This window comes from Ignavibacteriales bacterium (assembly GCA_016709155.1).
Taxonomy (GTDB): Bacteria; Bacteroidota; Ignavibacteria; order Ignavibacteriales; family Ignavibacteriaceae; genus JADJEI01.
Genome location: JADJEI010000014.1, coordinates 128,515 through 145,257, shown reverse-complemented (window position 1 = coordinate 145,257; position 16,743 = coordinate 128,515). Strand labels below are relative to the sequence as shown.

Annotated in this window: 17 protein-coding genes and 2 pseudogenes; 5 read left to right on the top strand and 14 right to left on the bottom strand. The window is 35.3% G+C overall.

The annotated features are described in order from the left end of the window. Positions 1–23: 23 nt before the first annotated feature. The 14 genes and pseudogenes from IPH11_19470 to IPH11_19405 form a co-directional block, all read right to left on the bottom strand. Entirely contained in the window at positions 24–374 is a 351-nt protein-coding gene (locus IPH11_19470) for an iron-sulfur cluster assembly accessory protein (protein ID MBK6915729.1), read from the bottom strand. 25 nt (positions 375–399) lie between these two features. Next, positions 400–714 (bottom strand): hypothetical protein, encoded by a 315-nt coding sequence (locus IPH11_19465; protein ID MBK6915728.1) that lies wholly within the window; start codon positions 712–714, stop codon positions 400–402. A 22-nt stretch (positions 715–736) separates the two neighbouring features. Continuing rightward, positions 737–1,144, bottom strand: a complete 408-nt coding sequence (locus IPH11_19460) for an Rrf2 family transcriptional regulator (GenBank protein MBK6915727.1) — start codon at positions 1,142–1,144, stop codon at positions 737–739. Positions 1,145–1,211: 67 nt separating this feature from the next. After that, positions 1,212–2,707, bottom strand: a pseudogene (locus tag IPH11_19455) (NADH-quinone oxidoreductase subunit N). Positions 2,708–2,733: 26 nt separating this feature from the next. Continuing rightward, complete coding sequence (locus tag IPH11_19450; GenBank protein ID MBK6915726.1) at positions 2,734–4,341, bottom strand: NADH-quinone oxidoreductase subunit M; 1,608 nt, start codon at positions 4,339–4,341, stop codon at positions 2,734–2,736. A gap of 18 nt (positions 4,342–4,359) precedes the next feature. Further along, a pseudogene (gene nuoL, locus IPH11_19445) lies at positions 4,360–6,284 on the bottom strand (NADH-quinone oxidoreductase subunit L). A 10-nt stretch (positions 6,285–6,294) separates the two neighbouring features. Continuing rightward, positions 6,295–6,603, bottom strand: coding sequence for an NADH-quinone oxidoreductase subunit NuoK (nuoK, locus tag IPH11_19440; protein ID MBK6915725.1), 309 nt, complete (start codon positions 6,601–6,603; stop codon positions 6,295–6,297). 1 nt (position 6,604) lies between these two features. Further along, entirely contained in the window at positions 6,605–7,093 is a 489-nt protein-coding gene (locus IPH11_19435; protein MBK6915724.1) for an NADH-quinone oxidoreductase subunit J, read from the bottom strand. Then, on the bottom strand, positions 7,094–7,696 hold the full coding sequence (locus IPH11_19430; protein MBK6915723.1) for an NADH-quinone oxidoreductase subunit I: 603 nt from the start codon (positions 7,694–7,696) through the stop codon (positions 7,094–7,096). Between the two features lies 1 nt (position 7,697). Continuing rightward, positions 7,698–8,768, bottom strand: a complete 1,071-nt coding sequence (nuoH, locus tag IPH11_19425) for an NADH-quinone oxidoreductase subunit NuoH (GenBank protein MBK6915722.1) — start codon at positions 8,766–8,768, stop codon at positions 7,698–7,700. Further along, positions 8,765–9,880: an NADH-quinone oxidoreductase subunit D gene (locus IPH11_19420; GenBank protein MBK6915721.1), complete on the bottom strand. Its 1,116-nt coding sequence runs from the start codon at positions 9,878–9,880 to the stop codon at positions 8,765–8,767. The genes nuoH and IPH11_19420 overlap by 4 nt, the downstream gene beginning before the upstream one ends. Positions 9,881–9,884: 4 nt before the next feature. Then, complete coding sequence (locus tag IPH11_19415) at positions 9,885–10,415, bottom strand: NADH-quinone oxidoreductase subunit C (GenBank protein ID MBK6915720.1); 531 nt, start codon at positions 10,413–10,415, stop codon at positions 9,885–9,887. Continuing rightward, on the bottom strand, positions 10,412–10,903 hold the full coding sequence (gene nuoB, locus IPH11_19410; GenBank protein ID MBK6915719.1) for an NADH-quinone oxidoreductase subunit NuoB: 492 nt from the start codon (positions 10,901–10,903) through the stop codon (positions 10,412–10,414). The genes IPH11_19415 and nuoB overlap by 4 nt, the downstream gene beginning before the upstream one ends. Continuing rightward, positions 10,904–11,332 (bottom strand): NADH-quinone oxidoreductase subunit A, encoded by a 429-nt coding sequence (locus IPH11_19405; GenBank protein MBK6915718.1) that lies wholly within the window; start codon positions 11,330–11,332, stop codon positions 10,904–10,906. Positions 11,333–11,691: 359 nt separating this feature from the next. Between IPH11_19405 and IPH11_19400 the strand changes: the two genes are divergently transcribed. The 5 genes from IPH11_19400 (at position 11,692) to IPH11_19380 (ending at position 16,640) form a co-directional block, all read left to right on the top strand. After that, the gene (locus IPH11_19400) at positions 11,692–12,501 is read left to right on the top strand and encodes a hypothetical protein (GenBank protein MBK6915717.1); all 810 of its coding nucleotides are present in this window, start codon (positions 11,692–11,694) and stop codon (positions 12,499–12,501) included. Positions 12,502–12,613: 112 nt separating this feature from the next. After that, positions 12,614–13,681, top strand: a complete 1,068-nt coding sequence (locus IPH11_19395) for a mannose-1-phosphate guanylyltransferase (GenBank protein ID MBK6915716.1) — start codon at positions 12,614–12,616, stop codon at positions 13,679–13,681. A gap of 51 nt (positions 13,682–13,732) precedes the next feature. Continuing rightward, the gene (locus tag IPH11_19390; protein ID MBK6915715.1) at positions 13,733–14,464 is read left to right on the top strand and encodes a dihydroorotate dehydrogenase electron transfer subunit; all 732 of its coding nucleotides are present in this window, start codon (positions 13,733–13,735) and stop codon (positions 14,462–14,464) included. Further along, positions 14,461–15,378, top strand: coding sequence for a dihydroorotate dehydrogenase (locus IPH11_19385; GenBank protein MBK6915714.1), 918 nt, complete (start codon positions 14,461–14,463; stop codon positions 15,376–15,378). Before IPH11_19390 ends, IPH11_19385 begins: the two co-directional genes overlap by 4 nt. Before the next feature lie 5 nt (positions 15,379–15,383). Then, positions 15,384–16,640: a bifunctional folylpolyglutamate synthase/dihydrofolate synthase gene (locus IPH11_19380; GenBank protein ID MBK6915713.1), complete on the top strand. Its 1,257-nt coding sequence runs from the start codon at positions 15,384–15,386 to the stop codon at positions 16,638–16,640. Positions 16,641–16,743: the final 103 nt, after the last annotated feature.

Here is a 16,743-nt window from a genome sequence, read left to right as displayed (position 1 = left end):
CTGGTCATTTTATTGTTTCTAAATTAGACTCCAAAAGATTCGCCGCAGCCGCATGTCTTTTTTGCATTTGGGTTATTGAAAATGAATCCGCGCCCATTAAGTCCATCACTAAAATCAAGCTCAGTTCCGGAAAGATAAAAAAGACTTTTTCCATCAATGAAAAGTTTAACACCATTCATTTCTATAATTGAATCACCTTCTCTTTTCTCCACATCGAATCCCAAAGAATAAGTTAATCCACTGCAGCCACCACCTTTAACTCCGACACGTAAACCATACCCTTCGGCAATCTGATTTCCTGTCATAATTCTTTTTATTTCTTTAGCTGCTTTTTCAGTTACTTTAATTTCAGTTTCTGATTGTATGTCCTGCATATTCTATTCCTTTATTAAAATTTATTTATAGTGGATCACCGGGAGTTGTAGTTACGAAATCAGGATAATTAATTTTCCATCCTAATGAATTTGTTTTAATAAAAATTCCACGTGTTTCAAATGAATGAGAAATGCTTGCAGACAATTGTCGAGCTTCTGCTTCATTTACTTCTATATTTTTGCTCTCAAGAAATCTTTTAATTCCATATTGAAAATCCTTCAGGAAAAAATTTGAATTATGAAACAGGGGATAACGTGATTTTAAATATTTCATTAACTGTGAATGATCCGATTCAATTGATTTAACGAGCGAGTTTATTTTATCAGTTTTCAATTTCATTTATACTTCTATTAAAATATTTTTAGATAATATGTCTTAGTGTTGTTGCTTTTAAAAGTTTATCAATTTCTTTTTGCAGTTTCGCCACAGGATTTCTAATCTGGCAGCAGTTTAATAATGAGCATTCATACTTGTTACTATTGTCATCAAAACACTCAACGATCTGATAGTTAGGTTCAACAGCCTTAATAATCTCTAACAGAGAAATTATTTCCGGATCTTTTAATAGTGTGTAACCACCTTTTATTCCTTGTGTTGAAAAAATAATATTCGAGCGGTTCAGATTTTGTAAAATCTTTGACAAAAGCTCAAAAGGAATTTTATTTCTTTCTGCAATTTCTTTTGCTGAAATTATCGAACCATTCTTTACTAATGCAATCTCTCGCATAGCCATCAAAGCGTATTCGGTTCTTTTCGTAAATTTTAGCATTGTTAAATACGACTTTAATTGTCGTGTTTAAACCTAAGTAAAACTCGCAAATAATAAAAGTTAAAAATTAGAAACCAAGTAGTTTAACGGATGTTTTAGCAAGATTAATTAAGGAGTGAAATAAATCCCAAGAACCAAAACAGGTATAAGCATAAAAATAACAAAGATCGCATTTGCAGTTGAACATTTCCAGGATTGAGCATGAAGTTCAGGCTGTACTAAAAACATATTTTTTAACACGCGGATGTAATAGTAAAGTGAAACTACAGTGTTCAGTAAAGCGATTACGGCAACCACTATCATCTTAGCATCAACTAAGGCAATGAACAAATAAAGTTTTGCAATAAAACCTGCTGTAGGTGGCAACCCCGTCAGCGAGACTAAAAATATACCAAGCGAAACTCCCAGGAAAGGATTAGCATATCCCAGACCGCGGTATTGATCAATATTTTCACTGCCAATTTTATTCGCAATTAACATTACTACTAAGAATGCGCCCAAATTCATAAATGCATAAATCGCGAAATAAATAAGAACAGCAGCTATTCCTTCATTAGATAGAACTGCAACTCCCAAAAGAATATATCCGGCGTGAGCAATACTTGAATAGGCGAGCATACGTTTCAGATTATCCTGCCACAGAGCAGTAAAGTTTCCTAAAGTCATAGTTAAAATTGAGAGCAAAATCAAAAAAGATTTCCAATCAATTAAATTTACGAGGTGCCAAAAACCTTGCTGATCTACAGATTGAATAAATGTAATTTTAATAAATCTAATTAGTAAAGCAAATCCTGCTGCTTTACTTGCAACAGATAAAAACGCTGTGATTGAAATAGGTGCGCCTTCATACACGTCCGGTGTCCAAAAATGAAATGGTGCAACAGAAATCTTAAATCCAATTCCAACAAACACAAGTACGCCAGCAAGTAAGAAGGTTAAGCTATTGAATTGAGCCATCTGAATTAGGGAATTGATTTGATAAAGATTTGTTGAACCGGTTAATCCATAAATCAGTGATATTCCAAAAAGCATAACTCCGGAAGATACTCCACCGTAAATTAAATACTTTAGAGAAGCCTCGCTGTTTCGTAAAGAATTTTTAGTGAAACCTGAAAGCACGTAAGAGGAAAGTGAAAGCAATTCAACTGAAACGTAGATTAGAATTAAATCGGAGGCTGAGATCATAAAAAACATTCCCAGTATCATTCCAAATATTAATGTGTAATATTCTCCAAGCCTCTCGCTGCTTGCAATTAATTCTTTTGAAGCAACAGAAAAAGCGATGATTATTAATGATGCAACTATTACAATTAATTTAAAGAATGCTCCAAATGAATCAGTGGAAATCATACCAAGTGAGTCTTCTTTTCCAAAAGCAAAATTGTTCATTGAAAATTGCTCGACAATAAAATATGATGCTGCAGCGAAAAATATTATTGAAGCAATGGGCAGTAAGAATTTCTTCTTTGGAAAAATTAAATCAATCAAAACTATTAAAACCAGTCCGATTGAAATTGATATTTCTGGTTTTATAAAACCTATACTTGAAATTATAGAGCTGATTAGAGATTCCACTTTAATACCAATTATCAATTAAATAATGAAAATGAACCATAAACCGATTGAGCATCATTCATAAACTTTACCATTGCATTGACTGATGAATTCATCATATCAAGCATAAAGGAAGGGTAAACTCCGAGAAATAAAACTATCAAAGCAAGCGGTACCAACATGAAATATTCGCGTGCTGTTAGATCTTTCAGGTCAGTCCATTTATCTTTTAGCTGTCCTAAAAATACTCTCTGAAGGGTCCACAACATATATCCGGCACCGAGCAAAATCCCCAGAGTTGCAATAATAGTTATAATTCTAATTGATGAATTACCGAATGCACCTATAAAAACAAATGCTTCAGAAACAAAACCGCTTAAGCCGGGTAATCCAATCGCTGCAAAAAAAGCAACAGATACAAATCCTGAATAAATCGGCATCTGAGTCGCTAATCCGCCAAAAGCATCTATCTCACGAGTATGAGCGCGGTCATAAATTACTCCCACGATAAGGAAGAGCATTGCTGTAATTGTTCCGTGATTGAACATCTGCAGCACTGCACCGGAAATTCCAAAGGTATTCATAGAAGCCATTCCAAGAAGTACAAATCCCATGTGAGAAACGGAAGAGTAAGCAATAAGTTTTTTAAAATCCTTTTGCGCCATTGCAGTAAGTGCGCCATAAACACTATTTATCATTTCAAAAAGTGCAATGTACCCAACAAGCTGCTGCGTGACCTCAGGGAAAATTGGATAACTGATTCTAAGTATTCCATAAGTTCCCATCTTCAAAAGTACGCCTGCAAGTATAACGCTGATTGCTGTTGGAGCCTCTACGTGAGCATCCGGAAGCCAGGTGTGAAAAGGAAACATAGGAATTTTAATTGCGAATCCAATGAACAGGGCTATGTAAGCGATAAAACGCAGGTTCGAAGGATTAAGAGGCGATAAAATACCGTCAGCGGTAAAGTTGTCTGGATTCATCATTGTCAGCAAATTGAAAGAGAAAACTTTACTGCCGTCAGCGAGCGTTTCCATAGTACTGAAATAAAGCCCAATCATCACAAGCAGTATAAAAATACTTCCGAGTAAAGTGTAAAGAAAGAATTTAATTGCTGCATATTCACGTCTTGGACCGCCCCAAATTCCAATTAAGAAATACATTGGAAGAAGCATCAATTCCCAAAAAATATAAAACAGGAAAAAATCTAAAGCTACAAATACTCCCATCATTCCTGTATCTAATAATAAGAATAGAGCAAAGTAACCTTTGATTGATTTATTTATTGTCCACGAAGATAGTGTAGCAATAAAAGTAACAATAGCGGTTAAAAGCACTAATGGAATGCTTAAACCATCAATTCCGAGATAATAATCAATTTTAATTTTACCGATCCAGGAAAAGCCGGAAATATCAATCCATCTGAATTTTTCTATAAATTGAAATGATGACGGATCATTCACCCCACCCAATGAATAGTTATAATAGTAGAGAATGAATCCCGCCACTACAACCTGAATCCCGGTGATTAAAAGCGTAAAAGGTTTTATTAACTTTTCCAGGGATTTAGGAATGAAAAGAATTAATATCATCCCAAGTATTGGAAGAAAAGTTATAAACGATAGTATTGGAAAGTGTTCCATCTATTTACCTAAATTTCATTAAAATGATTTAAACAAAAACAATAAAATTACAATTGAAAAAACAACAAGCATTAAGTAAGTCTGTACTTTGCCTGTTTGAAATCTTCTGAACAAAAGCCCGATAAAACCACTGAGATAAGCCATAAAATTGACAAGCCCATCCACAACAAAGCTGTCAAACTTTCCACTAAATTTGGAAAATCCTCTTGTCAAAGCTGCCGAACCGTTTACAACGCCATCAACAATAGCAGCATCAAACCACGCAAGAAATTTTGCAAACAATAATGTGCCGCCGACAAATACGGCATTATAAAATTCATCAAAGTACCATTTATTCAAAGAAATATTATAAAGCGGTTTAATTCGATCAGCTAACTTATCGGCACTAATTTTTTTCCATTGATACATTGTAAAAGCGAGTAATATTCCAAATGCCGCAACTAAAAGTGAAATCAACATTGCACGGCATTAATTGGATTTGGCGTGTACCAGAAAAAAATTGACAATGCAGAAAGCACAACCAGCGGCATTGCCATTACGAATGGTGATTCTTTTGCGTGATCATATTTATGTTGATCACGCGGCTCGCCATGAAAAGTTAGAATGACTAATCTGAACATATAAAACGCTGTTAACAGTGCAACGAAAAATCCAACAAATGCAAATATCCAATTGCCTGTTAAATTTCCAAATGCAAATGTGCCTGCAAGGATTCCATCCTTACTTAAAAATCCAGAAGTTAGTGGAACACCTGAAATTGCAAGCGTAGAAATTAGAAATGTAGCATAAGTCAGCGGAAGTTTTTTCCTTAACCCGCCCATGTTTCTAATATCCTGTTCGTGGTGCATTGCATGAATAACTGAACCTGATCCAAGAAATAAGCAGGCTTTAAAGAAAGCATGCGTAATAAGATGAAAGAATGCAAAAGAGTACGCACCAACTCCAAGCGCCATAATCATGTATCCGAGCTGACTTACAGTGGAGTAAGCCAAAACTTTTTTAATATCATTTTGCGTTAAAGCAATTGTAGCAGGAATAAAAGCAGATAAAGCACCGATGATTGCAATAAATGTGAGAGCATCGCCGGTGAGGATGGGGAAGACACGCACAACAAGATAAACACCGGCTGCAACCATTGTTGCTGCATGAATCAATGCGCTGACAGGCGTCGGACCTTCCATTGCATCGGGCAGCCAAACGTGAAGTGGAAACTGAGCTGACTTGCCGATAGCTCCACTGAATATTAATATTCCTGTAACTGTTAACCAGAACCCGCTGTCAAATGGAAGATTGCCTTGTGAAATTTGATAAAAAATCTGATCGAACGTAAATGTTTTATATGTTGTAAATAAAATTAAAATCCCTGCAAACATCCCAAGATCTCCAACACGATTAACGATAAAAGCTTTTTTACCAGCATCGGAAGCGGATTTCTTTTCGTACCAGAAACCTATTAATAAGTAGGATGAAAGACCAACGAGTTCCCAAAAAATGTACATCATTAAAATGTTATGTGTAAGAACTATTCCATTCATTGAGAAGGTAAAAATTCCAAGGTAGGCAAAATATCTGTTGTAGCGTAAATCGCCTTTCATATAAGCGATTGAGAAAACGTGAACAAGCATACTGATAAGTGACACAACAAATAGCATAAGCACGGAAATATTATCAAGCATTATCCCGAGCACAATAGGAACATTTCCGATGATCGGCATGTTGTTAAGATTTATCCACTCAAATTCTTCAACCAAATTGATATCGGTAAAATAATTCAGTTTCGTAAAGGCAATTACAGAGGAAATTGCGAATGCTGAAATCAGAATTAATATCTCAAATAAATAAATTGCTTTGAACTTTTTACCCAGCAAAAGAGTAATTACAAACCCGAGAAGAGGTAAAAATAAAACCAGGACAGAAAGATTTAGCAATGTACTTTGATTCATACTTTAATTTTTAATCTTTGAGTGTGTCAATTTCATCAACGTTTACAGTTGAGAAAGTTTTATAAATATTTAATACAATCGCCAGTGCAATAGCGGCTTCAGCGGCTGCAAGTACAATAACGAATAATGCCATCACCTGTCCGTTAAATCCGAAATTGCCGAATCTTGAAAAAGCAACAAAATTAATATTTGCAGAATTCAATATCAGTTCAATTCCCATCAAAACCATTATTGCATTTTTTCTGGTAAGAATTCCAAAAATGCCAAGTGAGAAAAGGCATAAGCTAACGATAAGATAGTGTGTTAATCCAACTTCCATTTTATTTTCTCGCAATGGATGCCGCGCCGATCAGCGCTACTAATAGAACAATGCCGAGTAATTCGAAAATCACTACGTAATCAATAATAAGCATTGATCCAATGAAGCGGGCTGATGAAGAAGGGACATCATTATTAATTGTTATCCAGTTCGTTTTAAGTAAAGCTGCGGCAACGATTCCAGCAAATAAACCGACACCAACTGCGGCTGGCAGAATTTGCATGGTTCCGGTTTTGATTTCAACATTTGTTATCTTATTTGTTAACATCACTCCAAATATTAACAATATTAAAATACCGCCAACATAAATGACTAATTGTACAATGGCTAAAAAATCGGAACCGAGTAAAACATAAAGTCCTGCTACTCCGAAAAAAGTAAACAAGAGATAAAATGCAGAGTGAACAATATTTCTGGTGGTTACAACAAAGAAAGCTGAAACTACAGTAACAGCGGCGAATAAATAAAATATAATATCAAAAACACTCATTTAATTTTGTGCCTTATTTTCAGATTCAGGTTTGATTTCTGTTGATAATTTTTCTTTTAGCATTTTCTCTTCCGCTGCCTTTTTTGCTGCGGCTTCTTTTTCGGCTGCTTTTACTAATTCAAATTGTGCGAAATTATTTTTTTTCTGCAATGATTCATCATGCGTTAATGTTGAGAAATTATAAATCAAATTGTTCCTGTCATATTCAGAAAACTCAAAGACATCTGTCATATAAATACATTCGGTAGGACAGGGGAATACACACAGCTGACAGTAGCAGCATTTAGCAATATCAATATTAAATTTTGTAACCCAGAGAGCTTTCTTCTTTCCATTTGATGTTTTGCCCAAATCTTCTGTGGGTAAAGATTTTACCGTTTCAATTTCTATACAACTTACAGGACAAGCTCTAGCGCATTGATCACAGCCAATACAGTCATCCATATTTACATAAAGGCGGTTACGCTCCCTTTCCGGTAATTTTAATCGAACATCCGGATATTGAATGGTTACGGCAGGAACAAACAGATGTTTGAATGTAACTTTCATTCCTATTAAAATAGTGCTTAGAGCAGTATAGATATTTTGGAAGTATTCTTTCATTCTATAAAATCGTTATAATTCCAATAACTAATAAATTGACAAACGCAATCGGTATAAGATATTTCCAGCATGCAGTCATAAGTTGATCAACACGTAATCGGGGTAAAGTCCATCTTAACCACATTTGAACAAAGACGAAGAAAATTCCTTTTGCAGTAAACCAAAATAGTTGTTCAAATGGAATCAGCCAGGCTACGCCTAAAGTATTGCCGAGATAGCCGAAAGGAGACTGATAACCTCCAAAAAATAATACTGAAACAATTGCAGAAACTGCAAACATATTTGCGTATTCAGCAAGAAAGAACATTGCGAATTTCATCCCTGAATATTCTGTGTGGTAACCGGAAACTAATTCTGACTCTGCTTCGGGAATATCAAATGGAGTTCTATTTACTTCGGCAAGCGAACTTGTATAAATAATAATAAAACTGACAATCATCAACGGAATGAGAATTATCTTATCAATTCCGAAATCAGGTCCGCCGAATATTATCCAGTTCCAGAAGTATCCTGTTTGCATTTCGCTAAGTGTACTCAGGTTTAAGGTTCCGGTGATCATTACGATAGCAAGTATTACAAGCATCGTTGGTATTTCATAACTGACTATCTGAGCCGCTGCCCGCATAGAACCAAGTAATGAGTACTTATTATTTGAAGCCCAGCCAGCCATTAAAATTCCTGCTACAACTAAACTTGATGCAGCAACAATGTAAAATAATCCAAGATCAATATTTGAACCGATATATGTGCTAGTAAATGGAATAGCGGCGAAGGCTGCATAACTTCCGGCGAAGACAAGTACAGGGGCAACATTGAATAAAATTTTATCATTGTCTCTTGCGATAATATCTTCTTTTTGAATAAGCTTTAATAAATCTGCGACCGTTTGAAGTATCCCATGATAACCAACACGCATTGGACCAAGCCGATCCTGCATGTGGGCAGAAACTTTTCGCTCGAATAAAACTGCAAAAAGTACAAACAGCAAAATGAAAGTTAACGGCAGCGCTCCCGAAAGAAACATTGCAAGAATTTCGTTGCCAAACAAATCTACAAAACTGTCGTAAATCATCTATCAATTTCTCCCAAAACTATATCAATGCTTCCAAGTATTGCAATTATATCAGCAACAAGATGACCCCGGCATAAAATGTCCATAGCCTGCAATGAGACAAAGGAAGGGGCGCGAACTTTTACTCTGAATGGATTCAAAGATCCATTACTGATTATAAAATAGCCAAGATCACCACGCGGGTTTTCAACTCTTGAATATACTTGTCCAACGGGAGGTTTTATTCTTTTCGGAATCGCCGAGGAAACATCACCATCGGGAATTTGATCAAGTGCTTGTTCAATAATTTTCAAACTCTCTTCCATCTCAAGTACTCTTACATTATACCTATCCCAGCAATCTCCTGTTGTTCCGAATAAACCTTTGCCGACAGGAATATCAAAATCAAATTTGTTATAAATAGAGTAGGTATCATTTTTACGTAAATCCCATTTTACACCGCTGCCGCGCAAATTCGGTCCGGTAATTCCATAATTGATTGCAGTCTCGGCTGGAAGAATACCAACATTAGCGGTTCGCTCGATAAAAATTTTATTATTGGTAAGTAGATCATTCAACTCTTTAATCTTGGGACGGAAATAAACGACAAAATCCTTTGCAAGTCTAATAAAATCAGGATGCAGGTCGTGGGAAACTCCACCTATCCATATATAATTGTAAAGCAGGCGTGCGCCGCAAGTCATCTCGAATAAGCTGAGAATTTTTTCTCTGTCTCTAAAGCAAAACAAGAAAGGAGTCATTGCACCAATATCAGCGCCGTAAGTTCCAAGCGCCACAAGGTGGGAGGCAATTCGCTGAAGTTCTGCCATAATTACACGGATATATTCAACTCTTTCAGGAATCTGAATTCCTAAAAGTTTTTCTACAGCAATTACATAACCTAATTCATTTCCCATAGAAGCAAGATAATCCATTCTATCTGTGTATGGAATAACTTGAGGATAAGTCATTGCTTCAGCATGCTTTTCGAAGCAGCGGTGAAGATATCCGATATGGGGTTTAACTTTATTGATGAGTTCACCATCTAGCTCAAGTTCCAAACGCAATACACCATGGGTTGAGGGGTGCTGCGGACCCATATTCAATATCATTTCTTCAGTTTTTAATGCCATAAATTTAATAGGGAACTTTCATACCGTTATAAAATTCCGGATTTTCATAATCTTTTCTTAAAGGGTAACCAAATTCCCAATCATAAGGCATCAATATTCTACTTAAGTCAGGATGGTTTAAAAATTTTATTCCTAATAAATCAAATGCTTCGCGCTCATGCCAGTTTGCCGAATGCCAAACGGCATCAACTGAATTAACCTCCGGGTTGTCCCGATTTGTTGAAATTTTGAGTGTGACTTTTTGGTTGAGCTTCATTGATTCAAGATGATAGAAAACTGAAAGAGTTCCGCCGGTCATTATTTCTTTTTCAGTTTCGTCTTTAATTTTTTTTCCATTAAAATCATCAACAGCAGAAAGATTCATAAGATTGTCAAACATCAAATCTTCGGTATCGCGAAGAAATAAACATACCTGATCTATTGCTGAAGGACCAACTTCAATATATTCTTCAACCAGTTGTCCTTTTATATGATTTAAAATATCATCAGAGAATTTTTGTTTAAGAATTACAAATATTTCTTCAGTAGTTTTCATGCAGGCTTTTTAACTAATGATTCGTTTCTAATTTTTTCCTGCAGCTTAAGCAAGCCCTCTAACAGAGCTTCAGGGCGTGGAGGACACCCAGGCACATAAACATCAACAGGAATTACACGATCAACACCTTTTAGTACGTGGTAGCCGTGTTCCCAATAGGGACCGCCGCAGTTGGAACAGCTTTCCATCGAGATAACATATTTGGGATCAGGCATTTGCTCATAAAGTCTTTTGATTCGTGTTGCCATTTTTAAAGTTACCGTACCCGAAATAATTATCACATCGGATTGCCGGGGAGAAGGGCGGGGGATTACTCCAAATCTATCAAAGTCATAATGTGAAGCTGAAGTTGCCATCATTTCAATAGCACAACAGGCTAATCCAAAACCCATCTGCCACAACGAAGACAGTCGAGCCCAGTTTAATAAATCTTCAACTGATGTTATCACTATGTTTTCGTCTTTAAACTGCTGATCTAATAGACCCATTTAATTCTCAGTAGATAATTTAGTATCAATTTCATTTTTATTTAGGTCAAGTTTCGGAGGGACCACTTTCGGTCGTGCCCATTCAAGATCGCCTTTACGCCATTCGTAAACCATTCCTAATCCTAAAAGAACCAGAAAAATGGCTCCGGTTAAAAACCCGAACATTCCAAATTCTTTGTAAACCAATGCCCAGGGTAAAAGTAAAACTACTTCTACATCAAATATTAAAAAGATTAAAGCCACCACATAAAATCTGATATTAAATTTAACCCATGGGGATCCTTCGGGTGTCTCACCACATTCGTAAGTCATATTTTTTTCTTGAGTAGGTCGGGCAGGGCGAATTAATTTTGCAGCGATTAATGCTATCACAACAAATAGGACAGCTATTAATATGAAGATAAAAATTTTCCCGAATTCAGTCAGCATTAGAAAATTATTTAGTTTAGTTCAAGCATAAAATACATAAAATTCTCAGTAATTATTCTGAGTTTCCAAACCGTTACAACATATATGCCATCGAATAAATAGGCTAATCATCAAAGAAATATTAAATTTGACACACGAACTTAATAATTTTTTTTCACTTTTAAGAATCGGTTGGTTATTAATTTTTATTTTTGAGAAAATTATTATAATGCTTTAGCAATTCATATTTTTGAATTGTAGTTATCTTTATTTTGTAAACTTCAAAAATTTGATAACAATCCTTTTTCTTCTTTCTAACGAAGTTTTGAAAATTATTCAAAGTGGATCTTCAAAAACAATACATAGTACAGAGTATTACGGTGGCTTCTAATAATTTGCGATTAACCACACAGCAAATCGAGGTTGTTTCACAAATTAGAGATTTAATTATCAAATCAACGAACCTCGAAGAGGATATTAAATTAATGAAGAAGATTACCGAGCTTTCGAAATTTGCTATCAAGCTTGGTGAAATTTATAATTTTCTTAGTCAATCTCAGGTTGATATGTTAAAGCTAAGTGAGAGGTTTAAGGAACACAGCAGTCTGCTCATCAATGAAATTAATACTCTCTTAAATAATGTAACTCCGGTTACATTCAAAGAGATGTGTGTTCGAATGAAGAATGGATTTAATAATTCAGAAGCTGTAGCTTCCAAATCAATCAGTGTGGATTTATCCAGACGAGTAGTTGATGAGCACGTTTTTGAAAAGAATGAAACTGAAGAACTAAAAGAAAATATAATACTTAATGATGAAAAACCAGATGATGATTTTCTAATCCAAAATTATGAGAATACGATTCTTGATCAGATAAAACCCTTAGATCAACTTCTGAAAAAATTATCCCAGGATGAATTTGACTATGAGCAAATTGGAATTTTCGCCGAACTGATGAATACCAATGGTGAACTTTCTGCTAAAATTGGTTCTGAGATTATCTCAGCTATGCACTTCATAATTTCAAATGCCCTCACGCAGATTAAGGATAGAAAATTAATGCCCGGTAAGGAAGTTATTGAGTCCATTCGTGCCTGCTTGATTGTTATTGTCGCAATTGTACGCGGCAAAGATGTTGACATAACAGGATATTTAAACCGTGCAGAGAAATTCGGGAATACGATCAAGTAAAAAAAATGTTTAATAAACAACCTTCACTAAATTGTGTCACTTTTTCAAGTCGGATAAAATTCTAAAATCTTTTTTTCACAATCAGCAATTTAAAAATGAGGAATAATTAGTAATGAAAATTTATGCTGTAATCATGGCTGGGGGAGTTGGTTCAAGATTTTGGCCAAGAAGTAAGAAAAAAACTCCCAAACAGATGCTTCAAATCTTTGGTGAGAACACTATGATTCAGGATACTGTTAGCAGGTTAAATGGTCTTGTGGATACTCAAAATATTTTAGTAATCACAAATAAACTCCAAAAGGAGGGTATCTGTGAACAGCTTCCTCAAATTCCATCTGACAATGTTATTGAGGAACCATTCGGCAGAAACACCGCTGCTTGCATCGGGCTGGCATCTATTATAATTGAAAAAAGAGATAAAGATGCAGTGATGATTGTTCTGCCTGCAGATCATATTATTCGTGACAAAGAAGCCTTCCACAAAGTTCTAAAAAATGCAATTGAATTTGCTTATAAATCCGGCGGACTTTTGACAATTGGTATTACACCCACCCGACCTGAAACCGGTTACGGGTATATTCAAATAGACGATAAGGAAGTCGCTCAAAATATTTATAAGGTTTTTACTTTCGCCGAAAAACCAAATTATGCAACTGCTGTTAGATTTCTTGAGAGCGGTGATTTTATGTGGAACAGCGGTATGTTTATATGGCGGACAGATTCAATTCTTGAAGAGATGAAAGTACACATGCCAGATTTATTTGAAAGTTTGGAATCTATAAAGAAGTCATTTGGCAAAAGCGACTTTGAATCTGTTTTAACCAATTTGTATGGACAACTCAAAAAAATTTCAATTGATTACGGCGTTATGGAAAAATCTAACAAAGTATATCTTACGAAAGGTTCATTCAATTGGAGTGATGTGGGAAGCTGGGAAGAAGTTTATCAGCTCTCCGAGAAGGATAACAATGGCAATTCTATCTCCGTGCAAGTTTATTCAGATATGTCTGTTGACTCATACATTTATTTACCAAATAAATTTAATGAATTTATAGGTGTTGAAAACTTAATCATTATCAATACAGATGAAGCTCTACTAATTTGCCGTCCTGACAATTGTCAGGATGTTAAAAACGTTGTTCACTATCTGACATTGAATCAAATGGAAGAACATCCCTGATTTGATTTGTTTTATTCTATGATAAATAAAAATATTAAATAGGATTTTATATTGTTCACAGTTAATGCTCCTGTAAAAGAATTAATCGAACTTGATCATAAAATATTTTTACAAAAAATTTATTGCCCCGAAATAGCTTCGATTGTTCAGCCCGGACAATTTCTTAATGTTAAAGTTTCTAATTCGTATTATCCATTGCTTCGCCGACCATTCAGTGTTTGTGATGTGGAAGGTGATTACATCTATTTGATGTTTAATATTCTCGGGGAAGGTACAAAGCTACTTGCCGCAAAAAAAATAAATGAACCGGTTGATATCCTTGGACCACTCGGTAATGGCTTTACTAGCGAAGGTGATTACAATACTGCCGTAATCGTTGGCGGTGGTTTAGGTGCAGCTCCATTTCCATTTTTAATAAAACGATTGACAGATAAAAAAGAAGTAATGACTTTTATTGGTGGAAGATCAATTCACGATGTTATCACTTATGGAATGAAAAATCTTTTTACATCCACTGATGATGGAACTACCGGGTTCAAAGGCAACGTTGTTGCGCTGCTAAAACATAAAATTTCAGAACTGAAAAAAAGCAAGATCAAAATACCATTAAAAGAATTTTCTCTTGAAAACGATTTTGACTGTGAAGTTTCAACTGAATGTGCAATGGCTTGTGGTTTCGGAATTTGTCAGGGCTGTCCGATAGAATCAACTAATCATAAAGATAAATATTTACTGGTCTGCAAAGACGGACCTGTATTTAATATCAAGGATGTCGAATTATGAATAAGGTTGATCTCTCCGTTTCAATTGGGACACTGCAATTAAGAAATCCAATCATGCTTGCATCAGGGACGGTTGGGTACGGAAATGAAATGGCTGAGTTTATTGATCTCAATACTATTGGAGCAATCGTAACAAAATCATTAAGCCTGAAACCGCGAAAAGGCAACCCACCGCAGCGTATTGTAGAAACTCCAGCAGGTATGTTAAATTCTATCGGTCTGGCAAATGTTGGTGTGGAAGAATTTATAAAAACCAAAATTCCGTTTCTGCAAAAATATGATGTGCCGATAGTTTGCAACGTTGCCGCAAGTAATATAGATGAATATGCCGAATGTGTTAATCTATTAACTGATGAAAATTCAATCAAAGCATTTGAGATAAATGTGTCCTGCCCGAATGTTAAGGAAGGGGGACTTCAATTTGGTAATGATTTAGCTGCTGTTGGTAAAGTTACTGCAAAAGTTCGTGCAGCGACCAAAAAACCGATAATCATAAAGCTTTCACCAAATGTTTCATACATCGCCGATTTTGCTAAAGTTGTTAAACAGGAAGGTGGTGATGCAGTTTCCGCAATCAATACACTTGTAGGAACTTCATTTAATATATTTACTCGTAAACCAAAAATATTTTCTGTAACAGGCGGACTTTCTGGTCCGGCAATTAAACCCGTTGCATTGGCTAAAGTATTGGAGATAAAAAGAAATGTTGAAATTCCTATAATCGGAATTGGCGGAATAATGAACTGGCAGGATGTGGTAGAATTTATGATAGCCGGTGCGTCGGCAGTTCAAATTGGAACTTTGAATTTCATTAATCCCTCTGCTGCTAAAGAAATTTTATCATCGCTTGAAGATTTTTGCATTAAACAAAACCTCAACAAATTATCAGAACTAACCGGATCATTTTTAATATAGCTGCAATGAATATTAAAGAAACATTAGATAAGCTTTTTGCACTGCATACATTTGGTGTCAAACTTGGTTTGGAAAATATAGTTTCATTTTTGAACGAGATTGGGAATCCCCAAGCGGAATTAAAAACTATACATATTGCGGGATCAAACGGGAAAGGCAGTACTGCCTCTTTTATTGCCAGTTCTTTAATGGAAGCCGGGTACAAGGTTGGTTTATACACCTCCCCTCATTTCGTTCGATTTAATGAACGGATCAGAATTAATAGTCAAGAAATTCCGGATTCAGCTATCGCAGAGTTTTATGCGAATTATGAGAAAATAATACTTGATAAATCTCTCACTTTTTTTGAAGTTACCACCGCGATGGCGTTTCAGTATTTTAAAAATCAAAAAGTAGATTATGCGGTAATCGAAACCGGATTGGGCGGAAGGCTGGATGCAACTAATGTTTTGAACCCTTTAGCTATCGTGATAACTTCCATTAGCCAGGAACACACTAACATTCTTGGAAATTCACTTAAAGAAATCACCTTTGAAAAAGCCGGAATAATTAAAAATAAATCAAAAGTATTCATCGGCAAATTGCCTGAAGAGGCTGTTGCTGTTATTGAAAATAAGTGCAGAGAAACTGAGAGCGAGCTATTTGCAATTGATGAATATACAAACTTCAGCGGGGGAGTCATTGAACTTTATACAGAAGAGATTGAACTTGATGATTGGACTATGCCTTTAAAAGGTGATTACCAAAAATATAATGCTGCGCTTGCCGGGTTAGTGATCGCAAAAACTTTTAATATAGATAACCAGCGCATAATTTTACAGGGTATTAGAAACGTTGTTAATAATACTAAATTGCAAGGCAGGTATGAATATTATTCAACCAAACCATTAGTCATTTTTGATTCAGCACATAACCCCGAAGGGGTGGAGAATTTTCTATCCGAGTTTAAAAAAGAAGCGTCAGTAATTAAAGGCAAAAAAATTTTAATTTTTGCTGCTATGAAAGATAAAGCAGTAGAGAAAATGCTGCTGATGCTAAATCAGTTCTTTGATGAAATCAGAATTACTACTGTAAATTACGAGCGAGCAATGTCTATTAAAGATTTACAGAATGTTGCAAATAATCAAAATATAAATGTAAATTTAGAACCACAACCTGTGAAATTTATTAATGACTTTATTCAATCTAACAAAAACGATTGTCTCGTAGTGCTCGGCAGTATGTATTTATTGGGCGAAATAAAATCTAACTTAATTCAATAAAAGCACTTGACATTATTTTTAATTAGCATTAAGTTTGAGGCGTATCTTATTCCAATCATGAAATAAGAACAAACCGGGTGCAAAATTCCACTGAACATTTCCG

What these genes read in the sequence shown, in the direction of transcription:
- IPH11_19435 (MBK6915724.1), bottom strand. Translation starts at nt 7,093, where the DNA reads ATGAGTGTTTTTGATATTATATTTTATTTATTCGCCGCTGTTACTGTA.
- IPH11_19415 (MBK6915720.1), bottom strand. Translation starts at nt 10,415, where the DNA reads ATGAAAACTACTGAAGAAATATTTGTAATTCTTAAACAAAAATTCTCT.
- IPH11_19450 (MBK6915726.1), bottom strand. Translation starts at nt 4,341, where the DNA reads ATGGAACACTTTCCAATACTATCGTTTATAACTTTTCTTCCAATACTT.
- nuoH (MBK6915722.1), bottom strand. Translation starts at nt 8,768, where the DNA reads ATGATTTACGACAGTTTTGTAGATTTGTTTGGCAACGAAATTCTTGCA.
- IPH11_19420 (MBK6915721.1), bottom strand. Translation starts at nt 9,880, where the DNA reads ATGGCATTAAAAACTGAAGAAATGATATTGAATATGGGTCCGCAGCAC.
- IPH11_19395 (MBK6915716.1), top strand. Translation starts at nt 12,614, where the DNA reads ATGAAAATTTATGCTGTAATCATGGCTGGGGGAGTTGGTTCAAGATTT.
- IPH11_19385 (MBK6915714.1), top strand. Translation starts at nt 14,461, where the DNA reads ATGAATAAGGTTGATCTCTCCGTTTCAATTGGGACACTGCAATTAAGA.
- IPH11_19430 (MBK6915723.1), bottom strand. Translation starts at nt 7,696, where the DNA reads ATGAAAGAATACTTCCAAAATATCTATACTGCTCTAAGCACTATTTTA.
- IPH11_19405 (MBK6915718.1), bottom strand. Translation starts at nt 11,332, where the DNA reads ATGCTGACTGAATTCGGGAAAATTTTTATCTTCATATTAATAGCTGTC.
- nuoK (MBK6915725.1), bottom strand. Translation starts at nt 6,603, where the DNA reads ATGGAAGTTGGATTAACACACTATCTTATCGTTAGCTTATGCCTTTTC.
- IPH11_19380 (MBK6915713.1), top strand. Translation starts at nt 15,384, where the DNA reads ATGAATATTAAAGAAACATTAGATAAGCTTTTTGCACTGCATACATTT.
- IPH11_19460 (MBK6915727.1), bottom strand. Translation starts at nt 1,144, where the DNA reads ATGCTAAAATTTACGAAAAGAACCGAATACGCTTTGATGGCTATGCGA.
- nuoB (MBK6915719.1), bottom strand. Translation starts at nt 10,903, where the DNA reads ATGGGTCTATTAGATCAGCAGTTTAAAGACGAAAACATAGTGATAACA.
- IPH11_19470 (MBK6915729.1), bottom strand. Translation starts at nt 374, where the DNA reads ATGCAGGACATACAATCAGAAACTGAAATTAAAGTAACTGAAAAAGCA.
- IPH11_19465 (MBK6915728.1), bottom strand. Translation starts at nt 714, where the DNA reads ATGAAATTGAAAACTGATAAAATAAACTCGCTCGTTAAATCAATTGAA.